Consider the following 25,397-nt stretch of genomic DNA (forward strand, 5'->3'; position numbering starts at 1 on the left):
CCAGCGCACTCCTCAACACACCGTGTATACCCATAAGTTGAGGAATTCAGCACTAAGGGGCCGGTTCGGGGGCCGGCATGTGCTCCAGCAGGTCGAAGTGCAGCCGGAGTTCGGGGAGCCGGAGGATCCGCAGCGTCGGCGGGTGGGTGCAGAGCAGTCGGAGCCGGCCGTCACGGGCGACCGCCCGGCTGCGGGCGCGCACCAGGGTCGTTATGCCGCTGCCGTCGAGGAAGTCCACCTGCCGCAGATCGATGAGCAGGTCAGGGTGGACGCCCTCGGTCAGGTCGTCCAGGAAGCGGGTGAGGTCGGGGGCGGTCAGAAGGTCGATCTCGCCGCGAAGCGGCACCACGGTGCAATCCCCGTGGGTACGGGTGTGATCCGGTGAGAACACGGGCAGGGTGGACTCTTCCACGACGGCTCCCTCAGCTACGGGACGATCGTGCGGGGGTACCGACAGGGTCAGGGTCGACGCGAGTCACCGTACGGGCACCCGGCGCGATCCGGACCTGTTTCACGGAACAGCTGCGTCCTGACCCCCAACAGTGCTAGGGGTCGGGTCCGTGCTCCGCCGGATCGGCATCGATCGCACCGCGACCACCCGCTGTGCCGGCTGCGCTCCGGCGGTGGTCAGCAAGGGGCGGACCGGGGAATCTCCGGGGCCGGCGGTTCGTTGGCGGAGTGGGAGCCAGAGGGTTCCCATCTGTGCCGAGCCGAGTCCGGGGTCGCCATGAACGCACGTCATGAACGAGCGGGTCATTCCAACGGGCAGGGCCTCGACGGGCAGCGTCCCGCCGAAGACCCGGCCGAGGGGCGGGCCGCCCGCTTCGGGCAGCTTCCCGAGCGCATAGCGCCGGAGCAGATGGTCGAGGAGAGCCCGTCGGATCCGCCGAACGACCCCCAGTTCGGCCGCAACCCCGACAACGACTGGCTGATCCGCTACTGCGCCTGACGCAAGGGAGCCGGGAAGAGGTCCGATCCGGTCCCGGTCCGGTCACTGTTACGGCAGGGAGCCGGTCCTCGTCGGCAGTTCGATGGACCGGGTCTCCTCGACCACCGGGTAGCCCGCGCTGGTGTACAGGCTCATCGCCACCTCGTTCCCACCGAACACGTTGAACATCAGGGCGGAGTCGCCGGCCTCGACGGTGGCCCGCTCCCCCACGGCCATCGCGGCCCTGCCGTACCCCTTGCCGCGGTGTTCCTCGTCGACCTCCAGCGAGAAGCCGAAGGTCACCCCCGGCATGTGGTGGTGCTTCAGCCACCCGGTGCCGATCCGGGCTCCCGCGTGCTCCAGGACCAGGATGGAATGGTCCTCGGTGTCCAGGCCTTCGGGGATCAGTTCCGTGTAAGCCCTGTCGGCCTTCTTGCGGGCCTCGTCAGGGGTCGTGGCACCGGACCGGACGATATCGGCGGCGAAGGCCGCGTTCTCGGCCGCCAGCCACCCCGGATACTCGGCCGGTGTCATCGGCCGGGCGGTGACCCCGTCGAACGGCGTCGCCGCGGCGGCGATGACGCGCATTCTGAGCTGGCCCCGCACTGGGTAATCGGCGAAGAGTACGTCCGGCTCGACGAGCCGCACGGCGACCCGCGTCGCGCCCTGCCGCCCGCACCATCCCTCGGCCCAGGTCCTGGCGGCCCGTTCATGGCCCTGCCCGGCGTGGGCCGCGTCGACCCAGAGGTCGCCGATGCGGCCGGTGGGGGTGTCCGCTTCCATCGTCACCGCGACGAAGCCCACTCCGGTACCGGCCGAGAGGATCTCGGCGACGGTCCACTCGGCGATGCCGTCGCGCAGCCGTCCGAGGCTGAACTCCGCCGCCTCCTCGGGATACCCCACGGCACCGTACGCGGCGCGGAGCCGTCGTTCGAAGCCCGGCTGCCAGGTAGATGTATCGACAAGAACACTGAATTCCGTCACTCCGCCACTCTAGTGAACGGGGCTGACGCACCGTCGGGCCGGGCGCACGGCGCGGTGTTCGCTTTGGTGTTCGCTGCAGTGTTCACTGCGGTGTTCACTGTGGTGTTCGCCCACGCCGTACGCCCCCGCGGTCAGCCGATGCGGGAGAGCTTGTCGGGATTGGTCACGAAGTAGATGCCCTGCACCTGAGCACTGTCCGGGACCAGTTCGACGACCAGCACCGCGAAGGGCGATCCGGCGCGGAACAGCACCGCCGACGGGTCCCCGTTGATCCACTCGTAGCGGATGTCCAGGCCGCGTCCGACGCTGCCGGCGCGGGTGGACAGCAGCTTGGCCACCGTGTCGCGGCCGTGGACCGGCCGCAGTCCCGCGGCCGTGGCCTTGCCTCCGCCGTCGGCCCACAGCGTCACATCGGGCGCCAGCAGTTCGAGCAGGGCCCGCAGGTCACCGCCGGACACCGCCGCGGCGAACCGCTCGGTCACCTGCTGCCGCAGCCGCGGGTCGGCCCGGTAGCGGGGACGCCGGGCGTGCACGTGTTCACGGGCACGGTGCGCGAGCTGGCGGACCGCCGCGGGACTGCGGTCGAGGATGTCCGCGGTCTCGGTGTGGGCGTAGCCGAACAGCTCGTGCAGGACGAACACCGCGCGTTCCAGCGGGGTCAGGGTCTCCAGGACGACCAGCAGCGCCATCGACACCGACTCGGTGCGTTCGGCCACATCAGCGCCGTCACCGGTGGCCGTCGCGTCGGTGAGTGGCGTGATCAGCGGCTCGGGGAGCCACGGGCCGATGTACGTCTCACGCCGCCGGCTGATCACGGCCTGGCGCGCGAGCGCCTTGTTCACCGCGATCCGCACCAGATACGGGCGCGGGACGAGGATCGGCTCCGCGCCGGGCGCTCCGACTCTGGACGTCCACGCCAGCCAGGTCTCCTGCAGGACGTCCTCGGTGTCGGCGACGCTGCCGAGCATGTCGTAGACGATCGAGAACAGCAGCTCACGGTGGCCGACGAACACCCCCGTGGCATCGTCCGCCGCCGTTTCGCGGGCACGGTCGGCGGGCGGGGTGTCGGACATCGTGGGCCTCCTGTCGCTGGTGCGACCTGAGAGCGGTACGGATGGCCGGAGTGTGACATCCGCACCGGGATTGTGGTCCACGTCTCATCGCGGCGCCGGCAAGTCCCACACCCGGTGGGCCGGTGCATCAGCCCCGCTGCTGGGGATCACGGCCGAAGAACGCCGCGAGGCGGTCGTACACCGGGGCGTCCGGGCGGGCGGTCACCTCCGGGCCGAAGGCCTCGGGGCCGCCTTCCTCGCCCCGGAACTCCGGGCGCAGCGCGCCCCGGGCCCAGCCGAGTGCCGCCTCGCCCACCTCGGGGTCGAGGGTGACCGGCCGGCCCAGCGCCTTCGCCAGGTCCCATGCGTGGACGGCGAACTCGGTGATCTGCTGGTCGACGGGAAACCTGGCGGGTACCTCGCCCATGCCGGGGAGCTCGATCGTGCCGGTGAGATCGCCGGCCCGCGCCCAGGTCCCGAGGAGCGCCGCGGAGCCGTCGGAGAAGGCCTCGGCCCGCCCGCTGCCCGTGCCCTGCCCCGACTCGCCCGCCGTGGGAGTACCGCCGCCGGCCCGTTTCGTGAACTGCTCCAGATCGTCGATGAGGTGATCGACCAATGCGGCGACGGTCCAGGCGCGGCAAGGGGTCGGCAGCGGCAGCTGGTCATCGGTGACCGAGGCGACGAGCGCGCCGGCCTGGTCCAGGGAGCGGGAGAGCAGCGCGAGGGGTTCGGCGGACGGCGTCATCGGCATTCCTCGGGTTCTGGAGCGCCGGACGGGGCCGCCGCGCTCCGAGCCGGCGTGAAGGACCGGCTCAATATCGCATCCGGATCATGAACCCGGGGCGGACGACACGATCCGCGGACCGGCGACGGCGGGACGCCGCGCACGGACACAGGTACCGCATCGGCTGCGCTCCGCGCCAACTGCGTTCTCCTTCAACGGTGTTCCCCCGAGCGGGCATCGAGCGGGGCGCCGAGGAAGCAGGGCGTGATCTCCCCAGGAGGGGGGTACGCGACGAGCGACCATTGTCACCCACGAGACCCGGGAGTGTGCCGTGGATTCTTCCCGCCTGTCGATGAGCGCCGTCGTGCGCGTGGTCTGCCCGCGGTGTCACCGCACCAAGTGCATCTGCGCGAAGCGGAGGCAGTGGTCCCACTGACCGGCCTCCCCCGGCGGGCCGCCGGCGGCGTCAGTCCGTGACGCCGATGGCCCCCGCCGGGCAGCACGCGACCGCTTCCTCGACAGCGGATCCCTCGCTCTCGGGTGGGCCGGCCAGCAGAAGAACCACCCGGCCGTCGTCGTCCGCCTGGTCGAAGACGTCGGGGGCGGTCAGGACGCAGAGGCCCGAGCTGCAGCACAGGGCGCGGTCGACGGTGACGCGCACGGGGTACTCCTTCACGATGTCGTGATGGGGGGAGGGACGGCTGGTTCACGGCGGGGGCCGGGCTCACCAGACGACGGGCAGGTGGAAGAGTCCGAACACCGCCATGATGTGGCGGAACGACAGCTCCCCGGCGGGAACGCCGATCCGCAGTCCCGGAAGTCTCCGTACGATGCCGGTGAGGGCGATCTGGAGTTCCAGGCGGGCCAGCGGCTGTCCCAGGCACTGGTGGACGCCGAAGCCGAAGGCCAGATGCCGGCGGCCGGGACGCCCCACGTCGAGCCGGTCCGGTTCGGGGAAGGCCCGTTCGTCGCGGTTGGCCGCGGCCAGTGGGACGAGCACACCCTCACCCGCCCGGACGGTGACGTCACCGAGCTCCGTCTTCGGCGTCGGGCAGGCCTTCTGGCGCACCGTCGGACATCCCCAGCGCGGAACGCCGGAGTTGGGCCCGATCCGGGAGGAGTGCGAACGGACGGCGCGCGCCGGCATCGGCGACGAGGCCTACGAGGCCTACGAGCGGGCCTTCCGGCGCGGCGCCTCCGCGAACCTCCAGGCCGCGCCGGCCTCCGTACTGGACGCCGCCTCCCCGATCGAGGCCTGATCCGGCCCGCTCGCGGATGAATCGGGCGCCGGTCAGTGTCGTCCGGGCCGGCGCGGGCTCCCCACCCACCCCCTGGGCCACACCCGTCCGGGCCCCCTGACCGTCCGCGGCAGCCACCCGCCGAAGGCCCAAAAGCCCCAGTTCAGGACGGTGGGGACGGACAAGGAGGGCAAGGTCACAGTCGTGGGCCTGCCCTGCCTTTAGCGGCTGCCCTAGCCTTTCCTCATGACGGTCCTGCCTGATCCCGGACTCCCCTTGGCCGACGAGTTCCCCGACGCTTCCCGCGAGCAGTGGCAACGCCTTGTCGAAGGCGTTCTCACCAAAGCGGGTACAGCGGTCCCGGGTACCCCGGCCGAGGAAACGCTGTCCACCATGCTCCAGGACGGCATCGCCACCCGTCCGCTGTACACCGCGCAGGACAGCGCCGCGGATCCCGGCTATCCCGGCTTCCCGCCGTTCACCCGCGCCGGACGGCCGGAGGGCACCGCGGGCACCGGGTGGGACGTGCGCCAGCGGCATGCCCGGCCCGATCCGAAGCGCACCAACGAGGCGGTGCTCGCGGACCTGGAGAACGGCGTCACCTCACTGTGGCTGCTGGTCGGCGGCACCGGCATGCCGGTGTCCGGGATCCCGGCGGCCCTCGAGGGCGTCTATCTCGACCTGGCGCCGGTCGTTCTGGACGCCGGCCCCGAGTTCGAGGCCGCCGCCGCGGAGTTGCTGCGCCTCTACGGGACGCGCGGGGTGCCCGCGCACTCGGCGCTCGGCAACCTCGGCGCGGACCCGCTGGGGCTGGCGGCCCGTACCGGACAGCACTCCGCCCTCGACGCGCAGTCGGCGGCCGCCGCCGCGCTCGCCGCCCGGTGCGACCGTGAGTACCCCGGACTGCGGGCCCTGACGGTGGACGCGCTGCCCTACCACGGGGCCGGTGCCTCGGCCGCGCAGGAACTGGGCTGTTCCATCGCCACCGGCGTCGCCTATCTGCGGGCGCTGACCGCCGCGGGACTGACCGTCGACGCGGCCTGCGCCCAGCTGGAATTCCGTTACGCGGCGACCGCCGACCAGTTCCTGACCATCGCCAAGCTGCGCGCCGCGCGGCGGCTGTGGGCCCGGGTGGCCCAGGCCAGCGGGGCGGCCTCCACCGCGGGGGCGCAGCGCCAGCACGCGGTGACCTCGCCGGTGATGATGACCCGGCGCGACCCGTGGGTGAACATGCTGCGCACCACCGTCGCCTGTGTGGCGGCCGGTGTGGGCGGCGCCGACACCGTCACCGTGCTGCCCTTCGACGACGCGCTCGGCCTGCCGGACGACTTCGCCCGGCGGATCGCCCGCAACACCTCGTCGATCCTGATGGAGGAGTCGCACCTGGCCCGGGTCATCGACCCGGCGGGCGGCTCCTGGTACGTGGAGCAGCTGACGGACGAGCTGGCGCATGCCGCGTGGTCCTGGTTCCAGGAGATCGAACGTGCCGGGGGCCAGGCGGCGGCGCTGCGGTCCGGTCTGGTCGCCGAACGCCTGTCGGGCACCTGGGAGCAGCGGTCCGCGGACCTCGCGCACCGCCGCGAGCCGATCACGGGTGTCAGCGAGTTCCCGAATCTGTCCGAGCAGTCGGTGGAGCGCGAGGCCGCGCCCGATCCGGCCGGGGTCGCCGAAGGGGACGGCGGCGGACTGCCGACGGTCCGGCGCGACGACGCCTTCGAGGCGCTGCGGGCCCGCTCCGACGCCCATCTGGCCGCCACCGGTTCCCGGCCGCGGGCCTTCCTGGCCGCGCTGGGCCCGGCCGCGGCGCACACCGCCCGCGCGAGCTTCGCCGCCAACCTCTTCCAGGCGGGCGGCATCGAGACCGTCCAGGACCCGGTGACGGTCGACGCGGCGTCGGTCGCCGAGGCGTTCGCGCGCAGCGGCGCCACCGTGGCCTGTCTGTGCTCCAGCGACAAGCTCTACGCCGAGCAGGCCGTGGACACGGCGGCCGCCCTGGTCTCGGCCGGCGCACTGCGGGTGTTCCTCGCGGGCCGCCCTGGCGAGCAGCGTGAAACGTATCTTCGGGCCGGAGTCGACGAGTTCGTCTTCGCGGGCGGCGACGCGGTCGCCGTCCTCGCCTCCGTCCTCGACCGCATGGGAGTGGCGTGATGCAGGGCAGCACGGGGCAGCCGGGACCGATCCCGGACTTCGCGGACATCGGCCTGGAGCCGGACGGCCCGGCGGATGCCGCCCCCGGTGGCGGCATCACCGGTGACCAGTGGCGGGCGGCCGTGCGGGAGAGCACGGGCAAGGACGACGAGGACCTGCTCTGGCAGACCCCGGAGGGCATCGCCGTCAAGCCGCTCTACACCTCCGACGACCTGGCCGGGCTCGACTTCCTGGAGACCTATCCGGGGATCGCGCCGTATCTGCGCGGACCGTACCCGACCATGTACGTCAACCAGCCGTGGACGATCCGGCAGTACGCCGGCTTCTCCACCGCCGAGGAGTCCAACGCCTTCTACCGGCGCAACCTCGCGGCCGGGCAGAAGGGGCTGTCGATCGCCTTCGACCTGCCCACCCACCGCGGCTACGACAGCGACCATCCGCGGGTCACGGGCGATGTCGGCATGGCGGGCGTGGCCATCGACTCCATCTACGACATGCGGCAGTTGTTCGACGGGATCCCGCTGGACCGGATGAGCGTGTCGATGACGATGAACGGCGCGGTGCTGCCGGTCCTCGCCCTCTACATCGTCGCGGCCGAGGAACAGGGTGTGCCCCCGGAGAAGCTCGCGGGGACCATCCAGAACGACATCCTCAAGGAGTTCATGGTCCGCAACACCTACATCTACCCGCCGCAGCCGTCGATGCGGGTGATCTCCGACATCTTCGCGTACACCTCGCAGAAGATGCCGCGCTACAACTCCATCTCCATCTCCGGCTACCACATCCAGGAGGCCGGGGCCACGGCCGACCTGGAGCTGGCCTACACACTGGCCGACGGTGTCGAGTACCTGCGCGCCGGGCTGGCGGTCGGTCTTGACGTGGACGCGTTCGCACCGCGGCTGTCGTTCTTCTGGGCCATCGGCATGAACTTCTTCATGGAGATCGCCAAGCTGCGCGCGGCCCGGCTGCTGTGGGCCAAGCTCGTCAAGGGCTTCGATCCCAAGAACCCCAAGTCGCTGTCGCTGCGCACCCATTCCCAGACCTCGGGCTGGTCGCTGACCGCGCAGGACGTGTTCAACAACGTGCCGCGCACGTGTGTGGAGGCCATGGCCGCCACCCAGGGCCACACCCAGTCGCTGCACACCAACGCGCTGGACGAGGCGCTGGCGCTGCCCACCGACTTCTCCGCGCGCATCGCCCGCAACACCCAGCTGTTCCTGCAGCAGGAGTCGGGCACCTGCCGGGTCATCGACCCGTGGGGCGGCAGCGCGTACGTCGAGAAGCTCACCCACGATCTCGCCCGGCGCGCCTGGCAGCACATCGAAGAGGTCGAGGCCGCGGGCGGCATGGCGAAGGCCATCGACGCGGGCATTCCGAAGCTGCGCGTCGAGGAGGCCGCTGCCCGTACCCAGGCCCGTATCGACTCCGGGCGGCAGGCGCTGATCGGCGTCAACAAGTACCGCGTCGGCACGGACGAGAAGATCGACGTCCTCAAGGTCGACAACTCCTCGGTCCGCACCCAGCAGATCGAGAAGCTGCGGCGGCTGCGCGCGGAGCGCGACGAGGGCGCCTGCCAGGACGCGCTGCGCGCGCTGACCGCGGCCGCCCGGGACGGCAACCGGCCCGGCGGCGGCCTGGAGGGCAACCTGCTCGCGCTCGCGGTGAACGCGGCGCGCGCCAAGGCGACCGTCGGAGAGATCTCGAACGCATTGGAGGAGGTGTACGGGCGGCACGTCGGCCAGATCCGTACCATCACCGGTGTGTACCGGGACGAGGCAGGAACGTCACCCGGCGTGGAGCGCACCCGCAAGCTGGCGGACGCGTTCGCCGAGGCCGAGGGCCGCCGCCCGCGCATCCTGGTCGCCAAGATGGGCCAGGACGGCCATGACCGCGGCCAGAAGGTGATCGCCACCGCCTTCGCCGACCTCGGATTCGACGTCGACGTCGGCGCGCTGTTCCAGACGCCGGCCGAAGTGGCCCGGCAGGCGGTCGAGGCGGACGTCCACATCGTCGGTGTCTCCTCGCTCGCGGCCGGCCATCTGACGCTGGTGCCGGCGCTGCGCGAGCAGCTCGCCGAGGCCGGCCGGGAGGACATCACGATCGTCGTCGGCGGCGTCATCCCGCCGCAGGACATCGAGACCCTCCACCAGGCGGGCGCGGCGGCGGTGTTCCCGCCCGGCACGGTGATCCCGGACGCGGCGTACGACCTGCTGAACACCCTCGCCGCCGCTCTCGGCCACGAGTTGTGAGCCGATGGCACCCACGATCGACATCGACGGCTACATCAAGGGCGTCCTCGACGGGTCGCGGCCGCACATCGCCCGTGCGATCACCCTCGTCGAGTCCACCCGCCCCGCCCACCGCGAGCTGGCCCAGCGGCTGCTGACCGAGCTGCTCCCGCACTCGGGAACGGCGCGCCGGGTCGGCATCAGCGGGGTGCCCGGCGTGGGCAAGTCCACGTTCATCGACGCGCTCGGCACCCTGCTCACCGGCCTCGGCCACCGGGTCGCGGTCCTCGCCGTCGACCCGTCCTCGACCAGGACCGGTGGCTCCATCCTGGGCGACAAGACCCGGATGGAGCGGCTGGCGGTGGACCCGGCGGCCTTCGTGCGGCCCTCCCCCACCTCCGGCACGCTGGGCGGCGTGACCAGGGCCACCCGTGAGTCGATCATCGTCATGGAGGCGGCGGGCTACGACGTGGTGCTCGTCGAGACCGTCGGGGTCGGCCAGTCCGAGACCGCCGTGGCCAACATGGTCGACTCCTTCCTGCTGCTCACCCTTGCCCGCACCGGCGACCAGCTGCAGGGCATCAAGAAGGGTGTCCTGGAACTCGCCGACATCGTCGCCGTCAACAAGGCCGACGGTCCGCACGAGCGCGAGGCGGCCTCCGCCGCCCGGGAACTGGCCGGCGCACTGCGGCTGCTGCAGCCGCTGGACGCGGGCTGGACGCCGCCCGTGCTCACCTGCAGCGCGCGGGAGAACAGCGGACTCGACGCGGTCTGGGAGCGCCTCGAACAGCACCGGCGCGTGCTGCGTACCGATGGCCGGCTGGAGGCCAAGCGGCGGGACCAGCAGATCGAATGGACCTGGTCCATGGTCCGCGACCAGCTCCTCGCCCGGGTGCGCGAGCACCCCGACGTCCGTGGTCTCGCGCCCGTGGTGGAACGGCAGGTCCGCGAAGGCACCCTCACCGCGACGCTCGCCGCCGAACGCCTGCTCGCCGCCTTCCAGCCGCCGGACGCCGGCTGACCGCTCCGGCGGGTGTCAGGCGCAGCCGGCGGTCCGGGACAGCTCGTCCTCGTCCACGTACAGCAGCGGCCGGTTGTTCCTGGCCAGCCACTGCCGGTACGTGGTCGCCGCGGCGGCCGCCTCCCGGTAGGCCGCCACCAGATCGGCGTAGAGCGCTTCGACCTCGGCGGTTCCCACCCCACCGGCGGCACCTTCGGGCAACGCCCGGGACGCCATGAAGAGTTCGACCGCTATCGGGTCGCCGCACAGCGGCCGGATGGCCATGCCGTGCCGGGGCTGCGAAGTCGGCTGGCAGGGGGCGACCGCCTCACCGGCGGCGACCATGTCGGCGGCGGTCAGATAGTCCCCGTACGCCACTCGCGGCGTGAACCCCGATGCGCGCAGGGCCCGTTGTACACCGTCCCACTCACCGTCCACGCTCGGGTCGACCATCCAGCGGTCGCCGGCGACGTCGGACAGCGAGACCACGCTCTGGCGCGCCGCCGGATGGTGCGCGTGCAGGGCGATGAACTGCGGTTCCCGCGCGACGAGGACCCGCCGTTCGAGACCGTCCGGGATCCGTAGCGGCGCACCCTCGACCTCGTGGACGAAGGCGACGTCGAGCTGGTTCAGGGCGACCATCTGCAGCAGGGCGTTGGCCGACACGTCCACCCGGATCGTGGTGTCCGAGTCCGGCAGCCGGGCGTGCACCCTGCTCACCCATCCGGCCATGGCGCGGCTCGCCGTGCCGCCGATCCGCAGATGCGGTCCCGCGGCCCTGACCACCGCCGCCTGTGTCTCGGCCACCAGCGTGTTCATCTCGGCGACGAGCGGCCGCGCCCGGCACAGGACCGTGCGCCCCAGCGGCGTCGGGCGGCTGCCCGTGCGCTCCCGGGAGAACAGCTGTCCGCCGAGGGCGCTCTCGATCCGTCGGAGCTGTGTCGTCAAGGACGGCTGGGTCATCCCCAGCTGCCGCGCCGCCTTGCGCACACTGCCGGTATCGGCGATGGCGCACAGTGCGCGAAGGTGCCTCACCTCGAGCTCCATGAGCGGAGGATATGGCGGGATCCGCACGTCGCACCAGGGTCCCGAACCGCAGCAATACCCGTCTTTCGCGTACGAGTTGGCCACCCGGTACCGGGGATGTTCCCGGCCTATCGGCCCCTGACATCATCCCCGGCGGCGCGCTTCTCCCGCACACTCACCGGCAACAGCAGTTCATCCCCCAGCCCCGGTCGCCGTTCCCCCCAATGCAGCTGTACCCGACAGCGACCGACGGCTTCTCGGAGGAGAAGGAGACCCCCCATGCGATACCCCAAGGTGCTGCTCGCGGCAGCGCTGGGCATCGGCCTCGCTGCGAGTCTGGGCACTGTGCCCGCCATCGCCGCCGCCCCCCAGGCGGACCAGTCCGCGGCCCAGGCCTCGGCGTCCTACGCCACCTACGCCGGTTCGAACGAGAACGCGGCCGCCAACAAGGCGTTCTTCGACGCCGTCCAGCGGTCCGTCGCGGCCAAGCGCGCGGCCAACCCCGGCCTGCAGACCGTCACCCTCATCTACAGCACCGGCAACGCGCCGTCGTTCAGGTCCCAGATATCGCGCAGCGCGCAGATCTGGAACTCCGCGGAGAAGAACGTGAAGCTCCAGGAAGGCAGCAACGCGGACTTCGCGTACTACGAGGGCAACTCCAGCCAGGGCTCGTACGCCAGCACCGACGGCCACGGGAACGGCTACATCTTCCTGGACTACCGGCAGAACCAGCAGTACGACTCGATCCGTGTCGTCGCCCATGAGACCGGGCACGTGCTCGGCCTCCCGGACCACTACTCGGGTCCGTGCAGCGAGCTGATGTCGGGCGGCGGCCCCGGCACCTCCTGCCGTAACGAGGTTCCGAACGCGACCGAACGCGCCCGTGTGGACCGGCTCTGGGTCAACGGCCTGGCGGCCGGGACCGTGGCGCGCCGCTAGGGCATGTCCCTGGTCCGTTCCGCCTGATGGCCCGAGGTCCCCGCACCGCACGGTGCGGGGACCTTCCGGCGCCCGGCGCCCTGGGTCACGGACCGGCCGGGCGACGGTGCACCCAGGCGAGGACGACGACGGAGGCGACAGCGGCGAAGGCGCACCAGGTGGAGATGAACTCCAGCCGCCACACCACCGCGCGCATCAACGCACCGGCCGCGACGAGCCCGCCGAGCAGCCGCAGCAACCGGTCGCCACTGAGAAGCAGCGAACCGATGGTGGCGACGAGATAGCCCGCGATGATCAGCGACGACTGCGGCAGGTCGAGACCGTAGCCGACGGTGTGGCCGCGGACGTCGGCGGTCACGGTCCGGGTGGTGAGGACTACGCGAGCGTCACGGCGGTGACGAGCCCGACGAGGGCCGGGATCATCAGCAGCCGCCGTGCGCTCCTGGGCGCGGCGAGCAGCACCCCGAACGGCACCCACACCGGCAGCAGCGGCAGGGCGATGACGGCCCAGGCCGTGGTGGCCGGCCCCGCGCCGCCGTCGGAGCGCCAGACGACGGACTCGATGATCTGATGGGCTCCGAGGATCAGCGGCAGCGCCGCGATCGGCAGATCGCGGGCCCGCCGCACCCGCGCCACGCAGGCCACCCCGATCGCGGCGATACCGGTACCCACCACGAGGTCGGCTGTCGCGCTCCAGCACATGAGGTCACCCGGGGATCGGAGGGGACGGCGGATCCAGGTACAACGATCTCCACCGTACGACCCCCGCGCCGCCGCAACGGTCAGGCGCCGCCCAGCCGGTTGATGTCCTTGCTGTACAGAATGTGTTCGCCGGCGCCCTTGAGGGCGACCACGGCGAGCATGGCCCGTCCCAGGTGCTCGGTCGTCGTGGTGTGTCCTGGTGCCAGCCTGCGCAGGACCGGGTAGAGCCAGGACGTCAGGGAGTACGCCACCCGGTACCAGCGGGTCCTGGACTTCTCCCCGTTCAGGGGCTGGATCCAGGCGGGACGGAACATGTACGCGTGGAAGTCCAGGGCGAGCAGTTCGTTCTCGGTCCTGCCCTTCACCCGGGCCCACGCCGAGCGGCCCCGCTCGGTGCTGTCGGTGCCCTCTCCCGAGACGTAGGTGAAGGTCAGGGACGGGTTGCGCGCGGCGAGCGGGGTCGCGGCCGCGAGGGTGCAGTCATGCGTGATCCGCACGTACTCCTCCTGGCTCCGCCCGCCCGACGAGACACCCAGGCAGAAGAAGCACGCGTCGAGGCCGGCGAACTCGTCCTCGATCGCGGAGAAGTCGGTGAAGTCCCGGTGGATCACCTCACGGACCTTCGGGTGGCTCCGGCCGAGCGGCGCACGGCCCACCACCAGGACGCTCTCGACCCGGTCGTCCAGCACGCACTCGCGCAGGACCCCCTGGCCGACCATGCCGGACGCACCGAAGATGACTACGTTCACGTGCGTGTCCTCGCGATGTCGGCATGCGGATGGGCAGGGCCGTGGGTCGGCTCGGGCAGGGTACCCCGAAGCCGGTTCCCATCGGCGGACGGCGGCGCTGTAGTCCTTTCCCCCGTCAGCCCGCTACCGCGACCGCCAGGGCCGCTTGGCATTCGGCGAGTTGGCATTCGATGGCGTCGCGGTCGGCGCCGGGCAGGTCGAGCGCGTGCCGGTAGTCCGCGATGGCGGCCCGCCAGCTGCCGGCCGCCTGGTGGGCGAAGCCGCGGTTGTACAGGAGATCGGCGTCGTCCCCGGTCACCGCCAGGGCGCGGGTCAGGTCGTCGACGGCCGCGGCGTGGTCGCCGGCCTCGTAGTGCAGGACGGCACGGTTGGCCAGGGCCGCCGAACGCAGCGGGTCGGCGGCGAGTGCCTCGTCGAAGGCGCGCAGGGCTTCGTCCGCGTCGTCCTGTTCCATGGCGATCAGGCCCCGCGTGCACAGCAGGTCCGGTTCACCCGGGTGGAGTTCGAGGCCCTGCGCGAGCTGGACGGAGGCGAGTTCCGTGTCGCCCTCGTCGATGAGCAGGGAGACGAGGTTGACCCGGGCGGCGAGATAGTCGGGTTCGAGCTCCAGGACGTAGCGCAGGTCGCCGATCGCGCCGTCGGTGTCACCGGCGGCCGCGCGGGCGTCGGCCCGGTTGTAGTACAGCTCGTGGATGGGCGGGGTGAGGGTGGCGGCCTGGTCGTAGTCGGCGAGCGCCGCTTCCAGGTCGCCCCGCTTGTACTGCAGTGCGGCGCGGTCGCAGTAGTACTCGGGGTAGTACGGGTCGAGCGCGAGGACGCCGTTGAAGTCCTCCAGCGCCTCGTCCAGCCGGCCGAGGGCCACGTTGACCTGGGCCCGGTTGTGCAGCAGCACGGAGCGGTGCAGCGACTGCCTGCCCGGCTCCAGCTCGCGGTCCAGCCGGGCCAGCCCCTCGGTGACCAGCCGCAGGGCGGTCTCGGGGTTGCCCCGGCGCAGTTCGACCAGGGCCAGTCCGTTCTCGTGGAAGACGGTGTGGAAAGCGCGGTCGGCGGGATCCGGCAGCTGCTTGGCGATGGCGATGGAGTTGTTGACGTACTGCTTCGCCAGGTCCGAGTCCTGACGCTCGGCGGGGTGGATCCGCGTGTACAACATGGACAGGGCGTAACTGGAGACCATGTGCACCACCGGGTCGGTGTACCGGCCGCGCAGCTCTCGGTAGATCACCTCGGCTTCCTCCGTACGCCCCAGCGCGCCCAGCGCCTGGGCCGTCTTGCCGCCGGCCACGCAGTACAGCCGCTCCTGTGCCACCGGGTCGAAGCTGTCGCGTCCTTGGCCGCCGAGTTCGATGGCCGCGTCGTAGTAGCCCATCCGGAGGCAGTAGTCGGCGGCGGTCAGCAGGTCGCGGCACTCGTCATCGGTCCGTCCGCCCGCGTGCGCGCGGTGGTAGGGGATGGCGCCGAGTCGCAGGCTCCAGTCGTCCTCCTCCTCGAGTTCGACGGCGCGGACACGGTGCAGTCCGGAGCGCAGCCGCGGATCGGCGTTCCGGTAGGCGGCCACCTCCGCCGGGATGTCGCTGGTGCCGTCGGAGATGATGTACGCCTGGAGGAGTTCGTTCTGCACGCGGGTGTCGGGCGCCGCGGGTGCGGCCGGCAGCTCGGTACGCCGCGCCTGGCGGTCCAGGGCCTGCGCCAGCCCGTCGGGGAGGTCCGGGGAGGCGCTGGTGCCGACCGCGATCGTGAGGACCTCGGTCCGGGCACGGCGCAGCAGGACCGTGATCAGTTCCTGGTCGGTCGGGTCGGCGGCGTGCAGGTTGTCGAACAGGACCAGTTGCGGCCGGCCCGCCGTCGTACCGGCCTCCTGGGCCCACGCGTTGAGGAACTCGGTGAGTCCATGGGCGATCCTGCGGGTGCGCAGGGGTGAGTAGTACCGGGTCCGCTCGGTCGGCGACGCGAGGGACGTCAGTGTCTGCGGTGGCGCGTCGACGAGGTCCTTGAGTTCGGGCGCGACCGAGAGGATCTCGATGGCATGCCGGGCGACCAGCGCGGGCCTGGTCTTGAGCACCTCGGGCACGATGGCGCGCAGCAGGCTGCCTGCCGCGGTGTACGGTCCGCGCAGCCGCCGGTGGCAGTCGACGGTGGTCAGGTGCCCGGCGGCGGCGAGTGCTTCGGCGGTCGCGGCCCGCACCCTGCGGTCGGGTCCGCTGAGCCAGCTGTGGCGGGGCGTCTGGCGGTTGCTGCTCATGTGGTGCGTTCCTCTCTGCGGGCGCTCTTCCTGGCCAGCAGGAGGAACGGCAAGACGAATTGCGCGAGGATCACGGTGACGGAGCCGATGGAGTCCCAGAAGGCGAGGCCGGTGCCGCCGTCGCCGGTCAGCCCGGCGGCCACCCGGGTCACGAACTCCACCAGCGCCGGGATGATGGCGAGGGCCGCCCAGCCGAAGAGGAGGATGACGCCGCCGATCATCGCGGGGGCGTACCAGCGCGCCACCGCGGCGTCGCGCGGTGACCAGGGCCCGGCGTCGGCCGGCCTGGGGCGGACTCCGGGCACCCACCGCCATTGCCTGCGCAGCCGGGCGGTCGCCGCTTCGTGCAGGTCCGTGCAGCCCAGCACCGTCGTCACCATGTAGTAGAGGTCGGTGCGCAGGAAGAAGAAGAACTGCCAGGCGATCCTGAACAGGGTGGGGAAGGCGAACGCCAGGGCGACACGGCCCGGCCAGGACAGCCCGCCGTTGGCCGCGTCGGCTGCGGCGCCCACCGTCAGGGCCGAGAAGAGCAGGACGTCGGCGAGGACCCCGGCGGTGAAGGGCAGATAGCGGCGCCGGCTCGGTACGCCGAGCAGGCCGTCGAGATGGGTCTCCAGGACGAGGAAGTACATCCGCCGGCCCACGGTCATCCGGGATCCGACCCCGAGCCGGCGGGCGGCCAGGACATGGAACAGCTCGTGCCACAGCAGACCCGGTATCTGGCCCAGCAGCAGCACGAGTTGGGTGAGGAGCAGGGAGTCCGCCAGGAAGATCGCGTGGGGGTGCGGGCGCGCCTGCGGTTCGCGGACCATCGCGACGACGCCGGCGGCGGTCAGCACGGCGAAGACGATCCAGGCCGGGGGCGAGAACAGCCATCGGCCCAGCCGCTGGTGGCGCACCGTGCCCAGGCGTGCGGTGTCCTCGCCCTCCGAGCGGACGAAGCCGCAGTCGTCGAGGGTGCTGAGGAAGTCCGTGATGTCGACCGGTTCGCCGTAGGTCTCCTGGTACCAGCGGGCGGCGGCGGTGGTCTCCATGCCGTCCATGAGGCGTCGCAGCAGTTCGGCGCCGTCCGCCGGGAACGTCACGTAAGACTCGATGTCCGGGCGCCCCACAGTGACCTCGTCGCGTTCGGTCACGAAGGTGAGCTCATGGAATTCCGGGTGCGGTGCTGTCATCACGCGTCTCCTGCAACGGCCTGAGCCCGCGCGCGGGAGGGCTTCCCGCACACGGGCCAACAGCGGAACTCAGATCAGCACCAGGGCCAGGTCCCGTACTGGGACGAAGCCGAGGTCAGCTTGACCGGGCCGTTCTTGCGGACAGTGATCTTCTTCATGACATCACCTCCTCAGGCGGAAGGTGATGACCGTGCTCGGCAACACTGCAGAAACACTCAGGTCCTGCGGGACCCCCAGCTCAGCACGGTGTACGCGGCCGATTACGGCCCGTCATCCGGACGTCGTCCGTCAGTCGAGCGGCAGGACATAGCAGACGAAGCCGTGGTAACGCGTCACCCTGTCGTACAGCGCCCGGGCCTGCGCGTTGTCCTGCCGGGTGTGCCAGTACAGCCGCGGCACAGCACGTTCCCGCGCCGCCTCGGCCACCTGCTCGATGAGTGCCCGCCCCGCCCCGAGGTCCCGCGCCGCCTCGTCGACGAACAGGTCCTGCAGATAACAGGCGCCGGCCGACCAGACGTTGGCGTGGAACAGGTAGTGGGCGATGCCCACGACCTCGCCGTCCAGACGCGCGGCGATCCCGTACAGCTCCCCGCCGTTGATCAGTCGCTGCCATGTCTCCTCGTACCCCGCGTCGGGCACGGTCGTCCCGTAGAACGCCATGTAACCGCGCGCCAGTACTTCCCACTTCACGCGGTCCCAGGGACGCAGGGGACTGATTTCCAACATGGCGCCATCCTGGCACGGGCGGGTGGCCCGGGACCTCGGGCCCGGGTCACCGTGCACGCGGCCGCCGACGCCGTCGTCGAGCGCATCAATCCGGCGGTGGGTGTGGTGGAGGCGGTCGAGGCGGGCACCTGCGCCCTGGACACCGGTGCCGACACGGTGGAGACGCTGGGCGTGTACCTGGGCATGCTGGGCTACGACTTCGACGTGACCGGCCCGCCGGAGCTCCTGGCCCATCTGCGCGAACTGGCCGTCCGCTACGCCCGGTCCGCCCCGGCGGAGTGAGCGGTCGGAGCCTCAGGAGCCCAGGGCCTCGCGGCCGTGCGGGGTGGTCCAGCCGGACAGGTCCGGGCCCTTGGGCACGATGCGGGACGGGTTCAGCTGCTCGTGGGTGGCGTAGTAGTGCCGCTTGATCTGGTCGAAGTCGACGGTGTCGCCGAAGCCGGGGGTCTGGAAGAGGTCGCGGGCGTAGGCCCACAGCACCGGGTTCTCGGTGAGTTTGTTCCGGTTGCACTTGAAGTGGTTGTGGTACACCGCGTCGAAGCGCACCAGCGTGGTGAAGAACCGCACGTCCGCCTCGGTAATGCGGTCGCCGACCAGGTACCGCTGTCCCGCCAGCCGCTCGGTGAGCACGTCCAGCCGGCTGAACAGGGCGTCGTAGGCTTGCTCGTACGCCTCCTGCGAGGAGGCGAAACCGCAGCGGTACACACCGTTGTTGACATCACGGAACAGGTCGGCGGCGACCTCGTCGATCTCGGGACGGAGGTGCGGCGGATAGAGGTCGGGCGCTCCCGGCCGGTGGTACGCGGTCCATTCGGTCTCGAGGTCGAGGGTGATCCGCGGGTAGTCGTTGCTGACGACCGTCCCGGTCTCCGTGTCGACGAGGGACGGGACGGTGACGCGGCCCTCGAAGGCCGGATCCGTCCGCAGGTACGCCTCGGACAGGAAGCCGATCCCGAGCACCGGATCGCGGTCGCCCTCGTCCAGGGTGAAGCGCCACCCCCGCTCGTCACGGATCGGATCGACCACGCCCAGGCTGATCGCGTCCTCCAGGCCGAGCAGCCGCCGCACGATGATCGCGCGGTGCGCCCATGGGCAGGCGAGCGAGACGATCAGCCGGTAGCGGCCCGCCTCCGGCACCCGCCCGCCGGTGCCGTCGGCGGTGATCCGATCGGTGAAGCGGTTCGCCTGCCGGGTGAACTCGCCCTTGGTGCCCGTCTCCCGCGCGAACTGTGCAGCCATGTCTCCGACCCTACCCAGTGCACCGCGAGGCTGCCACGCCTCAGCCCGCGGCGCGGAACGCCCGGCCCGCCTCGGTCGCGACGGCTCCGCTGCGGAAGAGGCCGCTGCTGGGGGCGGTGTCCGAGGCCGGGAGGCCGAACCAGGCGTAACGCTGCACATAGGGCAGTGCCGCCAGCATGGCGGTGGAGGCGGTGACGAAGGAGGCCTGCTGCTGCGGGGTGGGGAACCTGGTGCCGTGCGAGAAGTCGATCAGGGCGTACTCGGTGAGCCAGATCGGCTTGTGGTACCGGTCGTGGACGGCCTGCAGATACGACTTCAGCCGGCTGACGGCGGCGGGGGTGGAGAAGTCCCCGCCGTACCAGTGCAGCGCGATGAAGTCGACGCGGTAGCCCCGGGCGGCGGCCCCGGACATGAAGCGGTCGAGCCAGCCACCGGCGGTGTCACCGCCGTAGGCCACGGCCGGGCTGCCGACCGTCCGGCCGGCCGCGCTGAGCCGGGGCCACAGGGACAGCGCCTGCTCCACCGTCATGTTGGACTGCGCTGCCATGTCGGGTTCGTTGAAGCCCAGCAGGTAGGGGCTCTCGGCGCGGGCCTGCGCCAGGGCGGCGTCGGTGACGGACGCGGCGCCCCAGATCATCGGGACGAAGCCGGCGGTGCCGGACCCCGCGACCCCCTGATGCCGGGTGGACCAGGTGTAGTACCAGCTCGCGCCGGACTGCGTCAGCGCCTGGTCCACCCCCGGAAACGTCCAGACGCCCACGCCCTTCTTCGCCGAGCGCGCGACGGGGACGGTGGCCGCCGGGACCGGGTGCCGGGACGGGGTCACGGTCGGGGTGGGTGTGGGTGTACGGGAGGGGGTGGGCGTCGTGGACGGTATGCCGGACGGTGCCGCGGCCTGCGGGGTGACGGCTGCGGACGTGGACACCGTCGGCGCGGGCGCGGCGTCGGCGGCGAGCGGGCCCGGAGGGGCCGCGGTCAGATGAGTGGCGACCAGGACGCCCGCGACGATGACCGCCGCGGCCGCGAGCGCCGCCGCGCCGGCGACGGGAGGGCGCCGGAACACCGACCTCGCGCCGCGCGGCGGCCGGGAGTGCGCGGCCCGCGCCCTTCCGGGCGCACCGCTCAGGCCGGACGGATGCGGAACGGCGGTGTGCGGCACGGCCGCGTGCGGGACGGCCGCGTGCGGGACGGCCGTGTGCGGGACGGCCGTGTGCGGCGCCGCCGCCGGGAGTACCTGCGCGACCAGGCCGGCCGGTGGCACCAGCAGCGGCAGCCCGCCGAGCAGCCGGTTCATCGGCAGCAGTTCGCCGATCTGTCCGCCGCAGGCGGCGCAGCCGCGTACGTGCCGGGCCAGCCGCTTGCGCCACAGCGGGCTCGGCGTTCCGTCCCAGTCACGGGTGAGGGCGGCCAGTTCCGTGCAGCTGCCCGGATGCCCGACGTGGTGGAGCGCGCGCACCACCGAGCGGGCGGTCTCCATCTGTTCCTTCATCCGCTGGACGCGTACCGCGGCATGGCGCCCCGACAGGCCGAGGGCGAGGGTCAGTTCGGCCCGGCCGAGTTCACCTGTCTGTTCCAGCCACCACAGGGCGAGCAGTTCCTGGTCGTCGCCGTCGAGCCAGCGGGTGGCCTCGGCCACCTCCCGGCGCTGGTCGGTGAGGCGCAGCCGCAGGATCGTGAGCGCGGCGAAGTCGGAGCCGGGATCGGGCAGTTGCTCAGCGGCCTCCAGATCGGCCCGGCGATGGCGCGCGGCACGGTGCTGCTGCTCCAGGTCACGCACCTGATGGACGGCGATGGCGACCATCCAGGAGCGGAAGGACCGCGGATCCCGCAGATCGGGCAGCCCGCGCACGATCCGCAGCAGCGTTTCCTGGACCACGTCGTCGACGTCGCTGTGTCCGTTCAGCGCCCGTCCGACGATGTTGTAGACGAGCGGGACGCAGTCGGCGAGCAGCTCGTCCAGCGCCCGCCGGTCGCCGCCCCGGGCCGCGATCACCGTGCCGGTGTCCGGTCCGCCGCTCCGCTCGGTTCCTCGCATCGCGCTGTGCTCCCTGTCGTTCGCCCGTTGCCCCGCCCCCGCGCGCCGTCCGCCGGGATCGGCACTTGTCCGCCGTTCAGGAGACTCCCGCACGGCGACGGGACAACAGAAAACGCCGGGGTTCCCGAACCGGGGGCGCTGCCGCCCCAGTGTGCGGCAGGGAGCACCGGCGGTCACGCCCTGGGTCGGTCGCCCGGCATGTAGTGCTGCGGCAGGTGCCGTTCATCGGCCGGCGGGAGGTTGCGGAGCGGAGTGTGCACGGTGGGTGCGCCCAGCGGCAGCCGGCCGCTCTCCCGCCGCCAGCCGGCCCGCGCCCGGGGGTGGAAGCGGCGCTCGTGCGGCACAAGCCGCATGCCCCGGTTCACGAGATGTCCGAGGGCACGGAGTCTGCGCTCGTCGCGCGGCGTCCAGTCGTAGCCGAGCCGCTCCCGTACGGCCTGCGGATACATGCCGACCGTCATCCAGAGGGTCAGCCGGGCGAGGGGTATCCGGGCCACGTCCCACACCGGAACCGGCAGCAGACGCAGGGCGGGTGGTCTGGTGACCGCGCCCAGGTCGAGGACCTGCCGGGTGGGCTCGTTGTCCTCCAGCACCTCGGCGCACATGTGGCTCCAGTACGCCTGGAAGTCCTCCCAGGTCGCGGGAACGGGCTTCATGCTCACCCCGTACAGCGCGTACCAGCGCACATGTTCGTCGAAGAGCTGCCGTCGCTGCGCCTCGGTGAGCCCGCCGCCGAAGTACTCCGCGACATGCATGGTCAGGACGAAGAACGTCGCGTGCGCCCAGTAGAACGTGCCGGGGTTGAGTGCGTGGTACGGGCGGCCGGAGCGGTCCACGCCCTTGATCGTGTCGTGGTAGCCGCGGACGGTCCGCGCGGTCTCGGCGGCGCGCGGGCCGTCGTAGACGACGCCGCCGATCGGATAGAGCGAGCGGTACAGCCGCTCCCAGCGCTCCTCGAAGAAGCGCGAGTGCTCGGCGACTCCGGCGCCGAGTTCGGGGTGCATGTTCTGCATCGAGCCTGCCCAAGGGGCGAGCAGCAGGGAGCGCCAGTCTCCGAAGTACTTCCAGGTGAGTGATTCCGGTCCGAGCGGTAAGACGTCCGACACGGTGCACCTCCAACTGATGACGGGTGTCATCAGAATAGGATGCCCAGATTAGAATGTGCGGACGGGTGTCGTCAACACAGCTACGAGGAGACCCTGTTGAGCGATCGCACCTGGGGCGGCAGCACGCTGGCCGCCCGCCGTGAGACGCGCCGCGAGACGCTGCTCGCGACCGCCCTGAGCCTCGCCGGCGAGGACGGCAGCGCGGCCGTGACCGTCCGTTCCGTCTGCCGCCGCGCGAAGTTGACCGACCGCTACTTCTACGAGAGCTTCGCCGACCGCGACGCGCTGCTGCTCGCCGCCTTCGAGCGCGTCGCCACCGAGGCCCGCGCCACGCTCGCGGACGCCGTCGCCCGCACCTCGCCGGAACCGGAGGCCCGTGCCCGCGCCGCCGTCGAGGCGTTCGTCGCGCTCGTCCTGGACCACCCGCACAAGGGGCGGCTGCTCCTCCTCGAACCGTTCGCCGATCCCGTCCTGGGCGAGCACAGCCACCGATGGATGCCGTCCTTCACCGACCTCATCGACGGCCAGCTCGCGGACGGCACGGACGACTCCGGCCGCCGGATGACCGCCTACGCCCTGGTCGGCGGCCTGGCCAACCTGTTCGCCGGCCACCTCCGCGGCACTCTGGACGTCTCGCGCGAACGCCTCGTCGACCACAGCGTCCAACTGGTCCTCGCCGCCCACGCGGCGACCACCCGGCCGGACCGCACCGGCGCGCGATCCGCCAAGCTCTGACGGCGGTCCGCTATCCCGTCGTGCAGGCGACGGACAGCCGGCCCGCCGCGTCCGCGAGGGGCTTCACATCCGGGCCCTTACCGTCCTTGGCACGCTCCCTCGCGCTGCCGAGCGCGGCGGACAGATCGTCGAAGGCCTTGCGGACCTCCACATGGACGCTGTTGCCCCCGACCTCCTGGAGGTCCTTCTCCAGCTTGGACAGGGACGCGGAGGTGTCCTGGCGGCGGCTCTGCTCCGACACTTGGCCGATATTGGTGGCCGTCGACTGCAGGTCCTGCACATCCCCGGCGATCCGGGCGGCGATCTTGGCGCAGTCGAGCGCCTTGTCCATGCCGCCGCAGGCTGCCACCACGGGGACGGCCAGGAGCAGGGCGAGTACGGCGGCCCATGGGCGCGTCAACCTCTGGGGCATGTGCGGGACTCCTCACCGAGGGGCACGGCGGACTGCCCCCACCACTCTTGCACCGCTCACCTCGAACGGTACTCAAGTGCGCTGCCCCGACCGGCCGGAACGGGACACCGGACCGGTGCCCCTCCAGCGGCCGGGGCACCGGCTCAGGCAACCACCTCGGCGAGGAGCTCGTCCTCGGAACTGCCGCGCTTCCAGTAGCCGGTGAAGGTGATCGCCCGCCGGTCGAACCCGCGCTCGGAGACGAGATGGCGGCGCAGCGCCTTGACCGTCCCCGACTCCCCCGCGATCCAGGCGTACCGCGTGCTCCCGGGCAGTTCCGCCGCGCGCACCGCCTCCAGGACCGGAGGCGCGGCGTCGCCGATGAGCCAGGTCACCACGGTGTCGGCCCGGCTGGGCAGTTCGCGGCGGTCGTCCGCGTGCGGGATCTCGATCCAGACCTTCGCGGGCAGGTCGGGCGGCAGCCAGGCCAGGATGCCGGCGACGGCCGGCAGGGCGGTGGCGTCGGCCGTGAGCAGGACCGCGTCGGTACCGGGCGGCGGCCGGAAGTCGATGCCCCCGTTGTCCTCCTCGACCGCGCCGAGGATGGTGACCCGGTCGCCGGGGCGGGCGGCCTGCGCCCAGCGGGAGGCAGGACCGATGTCGCCGTGCAGCGCGAAGTCGACGTCCAGTTCGGCGGGCCGGCCGTCCGGCTCCCCCGCGTCGCGCAGTTCGGCGACGGTGTAGGTGCGCATGAGGCCGCGGACCTCGGGGTCGAGGGCACGCCAGGCCGTGAACCAGTCGGGGTCGGACGGGTCGGGCATGACCGGGGCGTCCTGGCCGCGCTGCGGCAGGAACAGCTTGAACCGCTGGTCCCGGCCGCCGGAGGCGAGCAGGGCCAGGTCGGTGCCGCCGAAGGTGACCCGCACGAAGTCGGGTGCGCGCCGGGCCGTCCGCAGGACCCGCAGCGCGAAGAACCGGAAGGGCAGTTCGCTCATGCGACCTTCACCGCCTTCTCGACCGCGGCGGCCAGCCGCTCGATCAGCGGGGCCGCGCCGGCGTAGGAGAAGCGCGGTTCACTGGCCCACGGGGTGATCTGGCCGGCCTTGACGGCGGGGAGCTGGGCCCAGGTGGGCTTCGCGGCGAGGTCCTTGGGCTGGAGCGCGGCCGTGCGGTCGTCGAGCAGGATCAGGTCGGCGGGGTACTTGTCGGCGTTCTCCCAGCTGAGGTTCTCGAAGAAGCCGCCGGTGACCTTGCCGGGCGTGATGATGTCCACGCCGAGGGAGCGGAAGTAGCTCAGGTCCGCGTAGACGCCGGGCGTGGAGACGTACAGCAGGTCGGCGCTGCCGGAGGCGGCGAGGACCTTGAGGCCGCCCTTGGCCTTGGCCGCGCGGCGCAGGGTCTCGGCGGCCTTCTCGAAACGGGCCTTGGCGTCGGTGACCTTCGCGGCCTTCAGGTCGGCGCCGAGGGACGCGGCGAGTTCGGCGTAGCGCCGGATCAGCTCGGTGAGGCTGACACCGGCGACGGTGAAGGCGACGCTCGGCGCCAGCGAGAGGATCTTCTTCTTGCTGTCGTCCGGCACGTACCACAGGGCGTCGGGCTGGTACATGTTGGTGACCAGCAGGTCGGGAGCAAGAGCCGCGTACTTCTCGACGTTGAACTCGCCCCAGGCGTTGCCCAGGACGGTCACCTTGGCGACATCGAGGTCGCCGGCCTGGGGATCGGCCTTGCCGTCCTTGAGCTTGGTGGGGCCGAAGACCCCGACGCACTCGACACCGAAGTCGTGCAGGGCGGCCGCGGCCGCGGTGAAGGCCACCACGCGCGCGGGGGTGCCGGCCGACTTGGCCGTCGCACCGCGGTCGTCCCGGAAGCTCCACGGTCCCTTGGCCCGGTCCGGCTCCGAGGTCGTTCTCCCGCCGCCGCCCCCGCAGGCGGCGACGAGCGCGCCCAGGCCGAGGGCGCCGCCCGCGGTGAGCAGGGCGCGGCGGGAGGGGGACGCGGAGCGGGGGGTGTGCATGGCGAGCGCTTCTCTCTCG

General features: G+C 71.9%; 25 protein-coding genes and 1 pseudogene. 8 read left to right on the forward strand and 18 right to left on the reverse strand.

Going from position 1 to position 25,397, the window contains the following annotated elements; genetic code table 11:
* Window positions 1-52: 52 nt before the first annotated feature.
* On the reverse strand, window positions 53-412 hold the full coding sequence (locus tag C6N31_RS33920) for an STAS domain-containing protein (protein ID WP_244808976.1): 360 nt from the start codon (window positions 410-412) through the stop codon (window positions 53-55).
* Window positions 413-727: 315 nt separating this feature from the next.
* On the opposite strand from C6N31_RS33920, the gene C6N31_RS33925 reads away from it, so the two are divergent.
* Complete coding sequence (locus C6N31_RS33925; protein ID WP_138353469.1) at window positions 728-949, forward strand: hypothetical protein; 222 nt, start codon at window positions 728-730, stop codon at window positions 947-949.
* A gap of 48 nt (window positions 950-997) precedes the next feature.
* On the opposite strand, the gene C6N31_RS44465 is transcribed toward C6N31_RS33925, so the two are convergent.
* From C6N31_RS44465 to C6N31_RS33950, 5 genes are all read right to left on the reverse strand, one after another.
* A complete protein-coding gene (locus C6N31_RS44465; protein ID WP_138353468.1) occupies window positions 998-1,912 on the reverse strand; it encodes a GNAT family N-acetyltransferase in 915 nt (304 codons plus the stop codon).
* Between the two features lie 131 nt (window positions 1,913-2,043).
* Window positions 2,044-2,985 (reverse strand): sigma-70 family RNA polymerase sigma factor, encoded by a 942-nt coding sequence (locus C6N31_RS33935; RefSeq protein ID WP_198358963.1) that lies wholly within the window; start codon window positions 2,983-2,985, stop codon window positions 2,044-2,046.
* A gap of 127 nt (window positions 2,986-3,112) precedes the next feature.
* Entirely contained in the window at window positions 3,113-3,709 is a 597-nt protein-coding gene (locus C6N31_RS33940; RefSeq protein ID WP_232485997.1) for a TIGR03086 family metal-binding protein, read from the reverse strand.
* Window positions 3,710-4,154: 445 nt separating this feature from the next.
* The gene (locus C6N31_RS33945) at window positions 4,155-4,349 is read right to left on the reverse strand and encodes a ferredoxin (RefSeq protein WP_198358965.1); all 195 of its coding nucleotides are present in this window, start codon (window positions 4,347-4,349) and stop codon (window positions 4,155-4,157) included.
* 63 nt (window positions 4,350-4,412) lie between these two features.
* Entirely contained in the window at window positions 4,413-4,688 is a 276-nt protein-coding gene (locus tag C6N31_RS33950; protein ID WP_269288696.1) for a cytochrome P450, read from the reverse strand.
* Window positions 4,689-4,707: 19 nt separating this feature from the next.
* On the opposite strand from C6N31_RS33950, the gene C6N31_RS44470 reads away from it, so the two are divergent.
* The 4 genes from C6N31_RS44470 (at window position 4,708) to meaB (ending at window position 10,323) form a co-directional block, all read left to right on the forward strand.
* The gene (locus C6N31_RS44470) at window positions 4,708-4,947 is read left to right on the forward strand and encodes a hypothetical protein (RefSeq protein WP_381586685.1); all 240 of its coding nucleotides are present in this window, start codon (window positions 4,708-4,710) and stop codon (window positions 4,945-4,947) included.
* A 225-nt stretch (window positions 4,948-5,172) separates the two neighbouring features.
* A complete protein-coding gene (locus C6N31_RS33955) occupies window positions 5,173-7,074 on the forward strand; it encodes a methylmalonyl-CoA mutase family protein (RefSeq protein ID WP_138353463.1) in 1,902 nt (633 codons plus the stop codon).
* Window positions 7,074-9,323, forward strand: a complete 2,250-nt coding sequence (gene scpA, locus C6N31_RS33960; protein WP_138353462.1) for a methylmalonyl-CoA mutase — start codon at window positions 7,074-7,076, stop codon at window positions 9,321-9,323. The genes C6N31_RS33955 and scpA overlap by 1 nt, the downstream gene beginning before the upstream one ends.
* Window positions 9,324-9,327: 4 nt before the next feature.
* Complete coding sequence (gene meaB / locus C6N31_RS33965) at window positions 9,328-10,323, forward strand: methylmalonyl Co-A mutase-associated GTPase MeaB (RefSeq protein WP_138353461.1); 996 nt, start codon at window positions 9,328-9,330, stop codon at window positions 10,321-10,323.
* Window positions 10,324-10,338: 15 nt separating this feature from the next.
* Here meaB and C6N31_RS33970 read toward each other — a convergent pair whose 3' ends face one another.
* Window positions 10,339-11,349, reverse strand: a complete 1,011-nt coding sequence (locus C6N31_RS33970) for a LysR family transcriptional regulator (protein WP_198358969.1) — start codon at window positions 11,347-11,349, stop codon at window positions 10,339-10,341.
* A gap of 258 nt (window positions 11,350-11,607) precedes the next feature.
* Here C6N31_RS33970 and snpA point away from each other — a divergent pair, with 258 nt between their 5' ends.
* Complete coding sequence (gene snpA / locus C6N31_RS33975; protein ID WP_138353459.1) at window positions 11,608-12,267, forward strand: snapalysin; 660 nt, start codon at window positions 11,608-11,610, stop codon at window positions 12,265-12,267.
* A gap of 85 nt (window positions 12,268-12,352) precedes the next feature.
* Here the strand turns inward: snpA and C6N31_RS33980 are convergent.
* The 5 genes and pseudogenes from C6N31_RS33980 to C6N31_RS34000 all read right to left on the reverse strand — a co-directional run bounded on the left by C6N31_RS33980 (window position 12,353) and on the right by C6N31_RS34000 (window position 17,858).
* A pseudogene (locus C6N31_RS33980) lies at window positions 12,353-12,969 on the reverse strand (DUF6629 family protein).
* 80 nt (window positions 12,970-13,049) lie between these two features.
* On the reverse strand, window positions 13,050-13,718 hold the full coding sequence (locus C6N31_RS33985) for an NAD-dependent epimerase/dehydratase family protein (protein WP_198358971.1): 669 nt from the start codon (window positions 13,716-13,718) through the stop codon (window positions 13,050-13,052).
* A gap of 115 nt (window positions 13,719-13,833) precedes the next feature.
* Window positions 13,834-15,957, reverse strand: a complete 2,124-nt coding sequence (locus C6N31_RS33990; protein WP_187144741.1) for a tetratricopeptide repeat protein — start codon at window positions 15,955-15,957, stop codon at window positions 13,834-13,836.
* A complete protein-coding gene (locus C6N31_RS33995) occupies window positions 15,954-17,132 on the reverse strand; it encodes a hypothetical protein (RefSeq protein ID WP_198358972.1) in 1,179 nt (392 codons plus the stop codon). Before C6N31_RS33995 ends, C6N31_RS33990 begins: the two co-directional genes overlap by 4 nt.
* Before the next feature lie 288 nt (window positions 17,133-17,420).
* A complete protein-coding gene (locus tag C6N31_RS34000; protein WP_198358973.1) occupies window positions 17,421-17,858 on the reverse strand; it encodes a GNAT family N-acetyltransferase in 438 nt (145 codons plus the stop codon).
* A 51-nt stretch (window positions 17,859-17,909) separates the two neighbouring features.
* Here C6N31_RS34000 and C6N31_RS34005 point away from each other — a divergent pair, with 51 nt between their 5' ends.
* Window positions 17,910-18,140: a WCX domain-containing protein gene (locus tag C6N31_RS34005; protein ID WP_232485998.1), complete on the forward strand. Its 231-nt coding sequence runs from the start codon at window positions 17,910-17,912 to the stop codon at window positions 18,138-18,140.
* Between the two features lie 12 nt (window positions 18,141-18,152).
* On the opposite strand, the gene C6N31_RS34010 is transcribed toward C6N31_RS34005, so the two are convergent.
* From C6N31_RS34010 to C6N31_RS34020, 3 genes are all read right to left on the reverse strand, one after another.
* Window positions 18,153-19,097: a glutathione S-transferase family protein gene (locus tag C6N31_RS34010; protein WP_138353455.1), complete on the reverse strand. Its 945-nt coding sequence runs from the start codon at window positions 19,095-19,097 to the stop codon at window positions 18,153-18,155.
* A gap of 40 nt (window positions 19,098-19,137) precedes the next feature.
* Complete coding sequence (locus C6N31_RS34015) at window positions 19,138-21,132, reverse strand: sigma-70 family RNA polymerase sigma factor (protein ID WP_198358974.1); 1,995 nt, start codon at window positions 21,130-21,132, stop codon at window positions 19,138-19,140.
* Between the two features lie 173 nt (window positions 21,133-21,305).
* A complete protein-coding gene (locus tag C6N31_RS34020) occupies window positions 21,306-22,238 on the reverse strand; it encodes an oxygenase MpaB family protein (protein ID WP_244808978.1) in 933 nt (310 codons plus the stop codon).
* Window positions 22,239-22,334: 96 nt separating this feature from the next.
* Between C6N31_RS34020 and C6N31_RS34025 the strand changes: the two genes are divergently transcribed.
* Window positions 22,335-22,973 carry a TetR/AcrR family transcriptional regulator gene (locus tag C6N31_RS34025; protein WP_138353452.1) on the forward strand — a complete coding sequence of 213 codons (639 nt, stop codon included), beginning with the start codon at window positions 22,335-22,337 and terminating at the stop codon, window positions 22,971-22,973.
* Between the two features lie 10 nt (window positions 22,974-22,983).
* Here the strand turns inward: C6N31_RS34025 and C6N31_RS34030 are convergent, their stop codons facing one another.
* The 3 genes from C6N31_RS34030 to C6N31_RS34040 all read right to left on the reverse strand — a co-directional run bounded on the left by C6N31_RS34030 (window position 22,984) and on the right by C6N31_RS34040 (window position 25,378).
* Window positions 22,984-23,385 carry a hypothetical protein gene (locus C6N31_RS34030; RefSeq protein ID WP_138353451.1) on the reverse strand — a complete coding sequence of 134 codons (402 nt, stop codon included), beginning with the start codon at window positions 23,383-23,385 and terminating at the stop codon, window positions 22,984-22,986.
* 143 nt (window positions 23,386-23,528) lie between these two features.
* Window positions 23,529-24,359 carry a siderophore-interacting protein gene (locus tag C6N31_RS34035; RefSeq protein ID WP_138353450.1) on the reverse strand — a complete coding sequence of 277 codons (831 nt, stop codon included), beginning with the start codon at window positions 24,357-24,359 and terminating at the stop codon, window positions 23,529-23,531.
* Window positions 24,356-25,378 (reverse strand): ABC transporter substrate-binding protein, encoded by a 1,023-nt coding sequence (locus C6N31_RS34040; protein WP_198358975.1) that lies wholly within the window; start codon window positions 25,376-25,378, stop codon window positions 24,356-24,358. The genes C6N31_RS34035 and C6N31_RS34040 overlap by 4 nt, the downstream gene beginning before the upstream one ends.
* Window positions 25,379-25,397 lie beyond the last annotated feature (19 nt).

It is taken from the genome of Streptomyces fildesensis (assembly GCF_016107395.1).
Taxonomy (GTDB): domain Bacteria; phylum Actinomycetota; class Actinomycetes; order Streptomycetales; family Streptomycetaceae; genus Actinacidiphila; species Actinacidiphila fildesensis.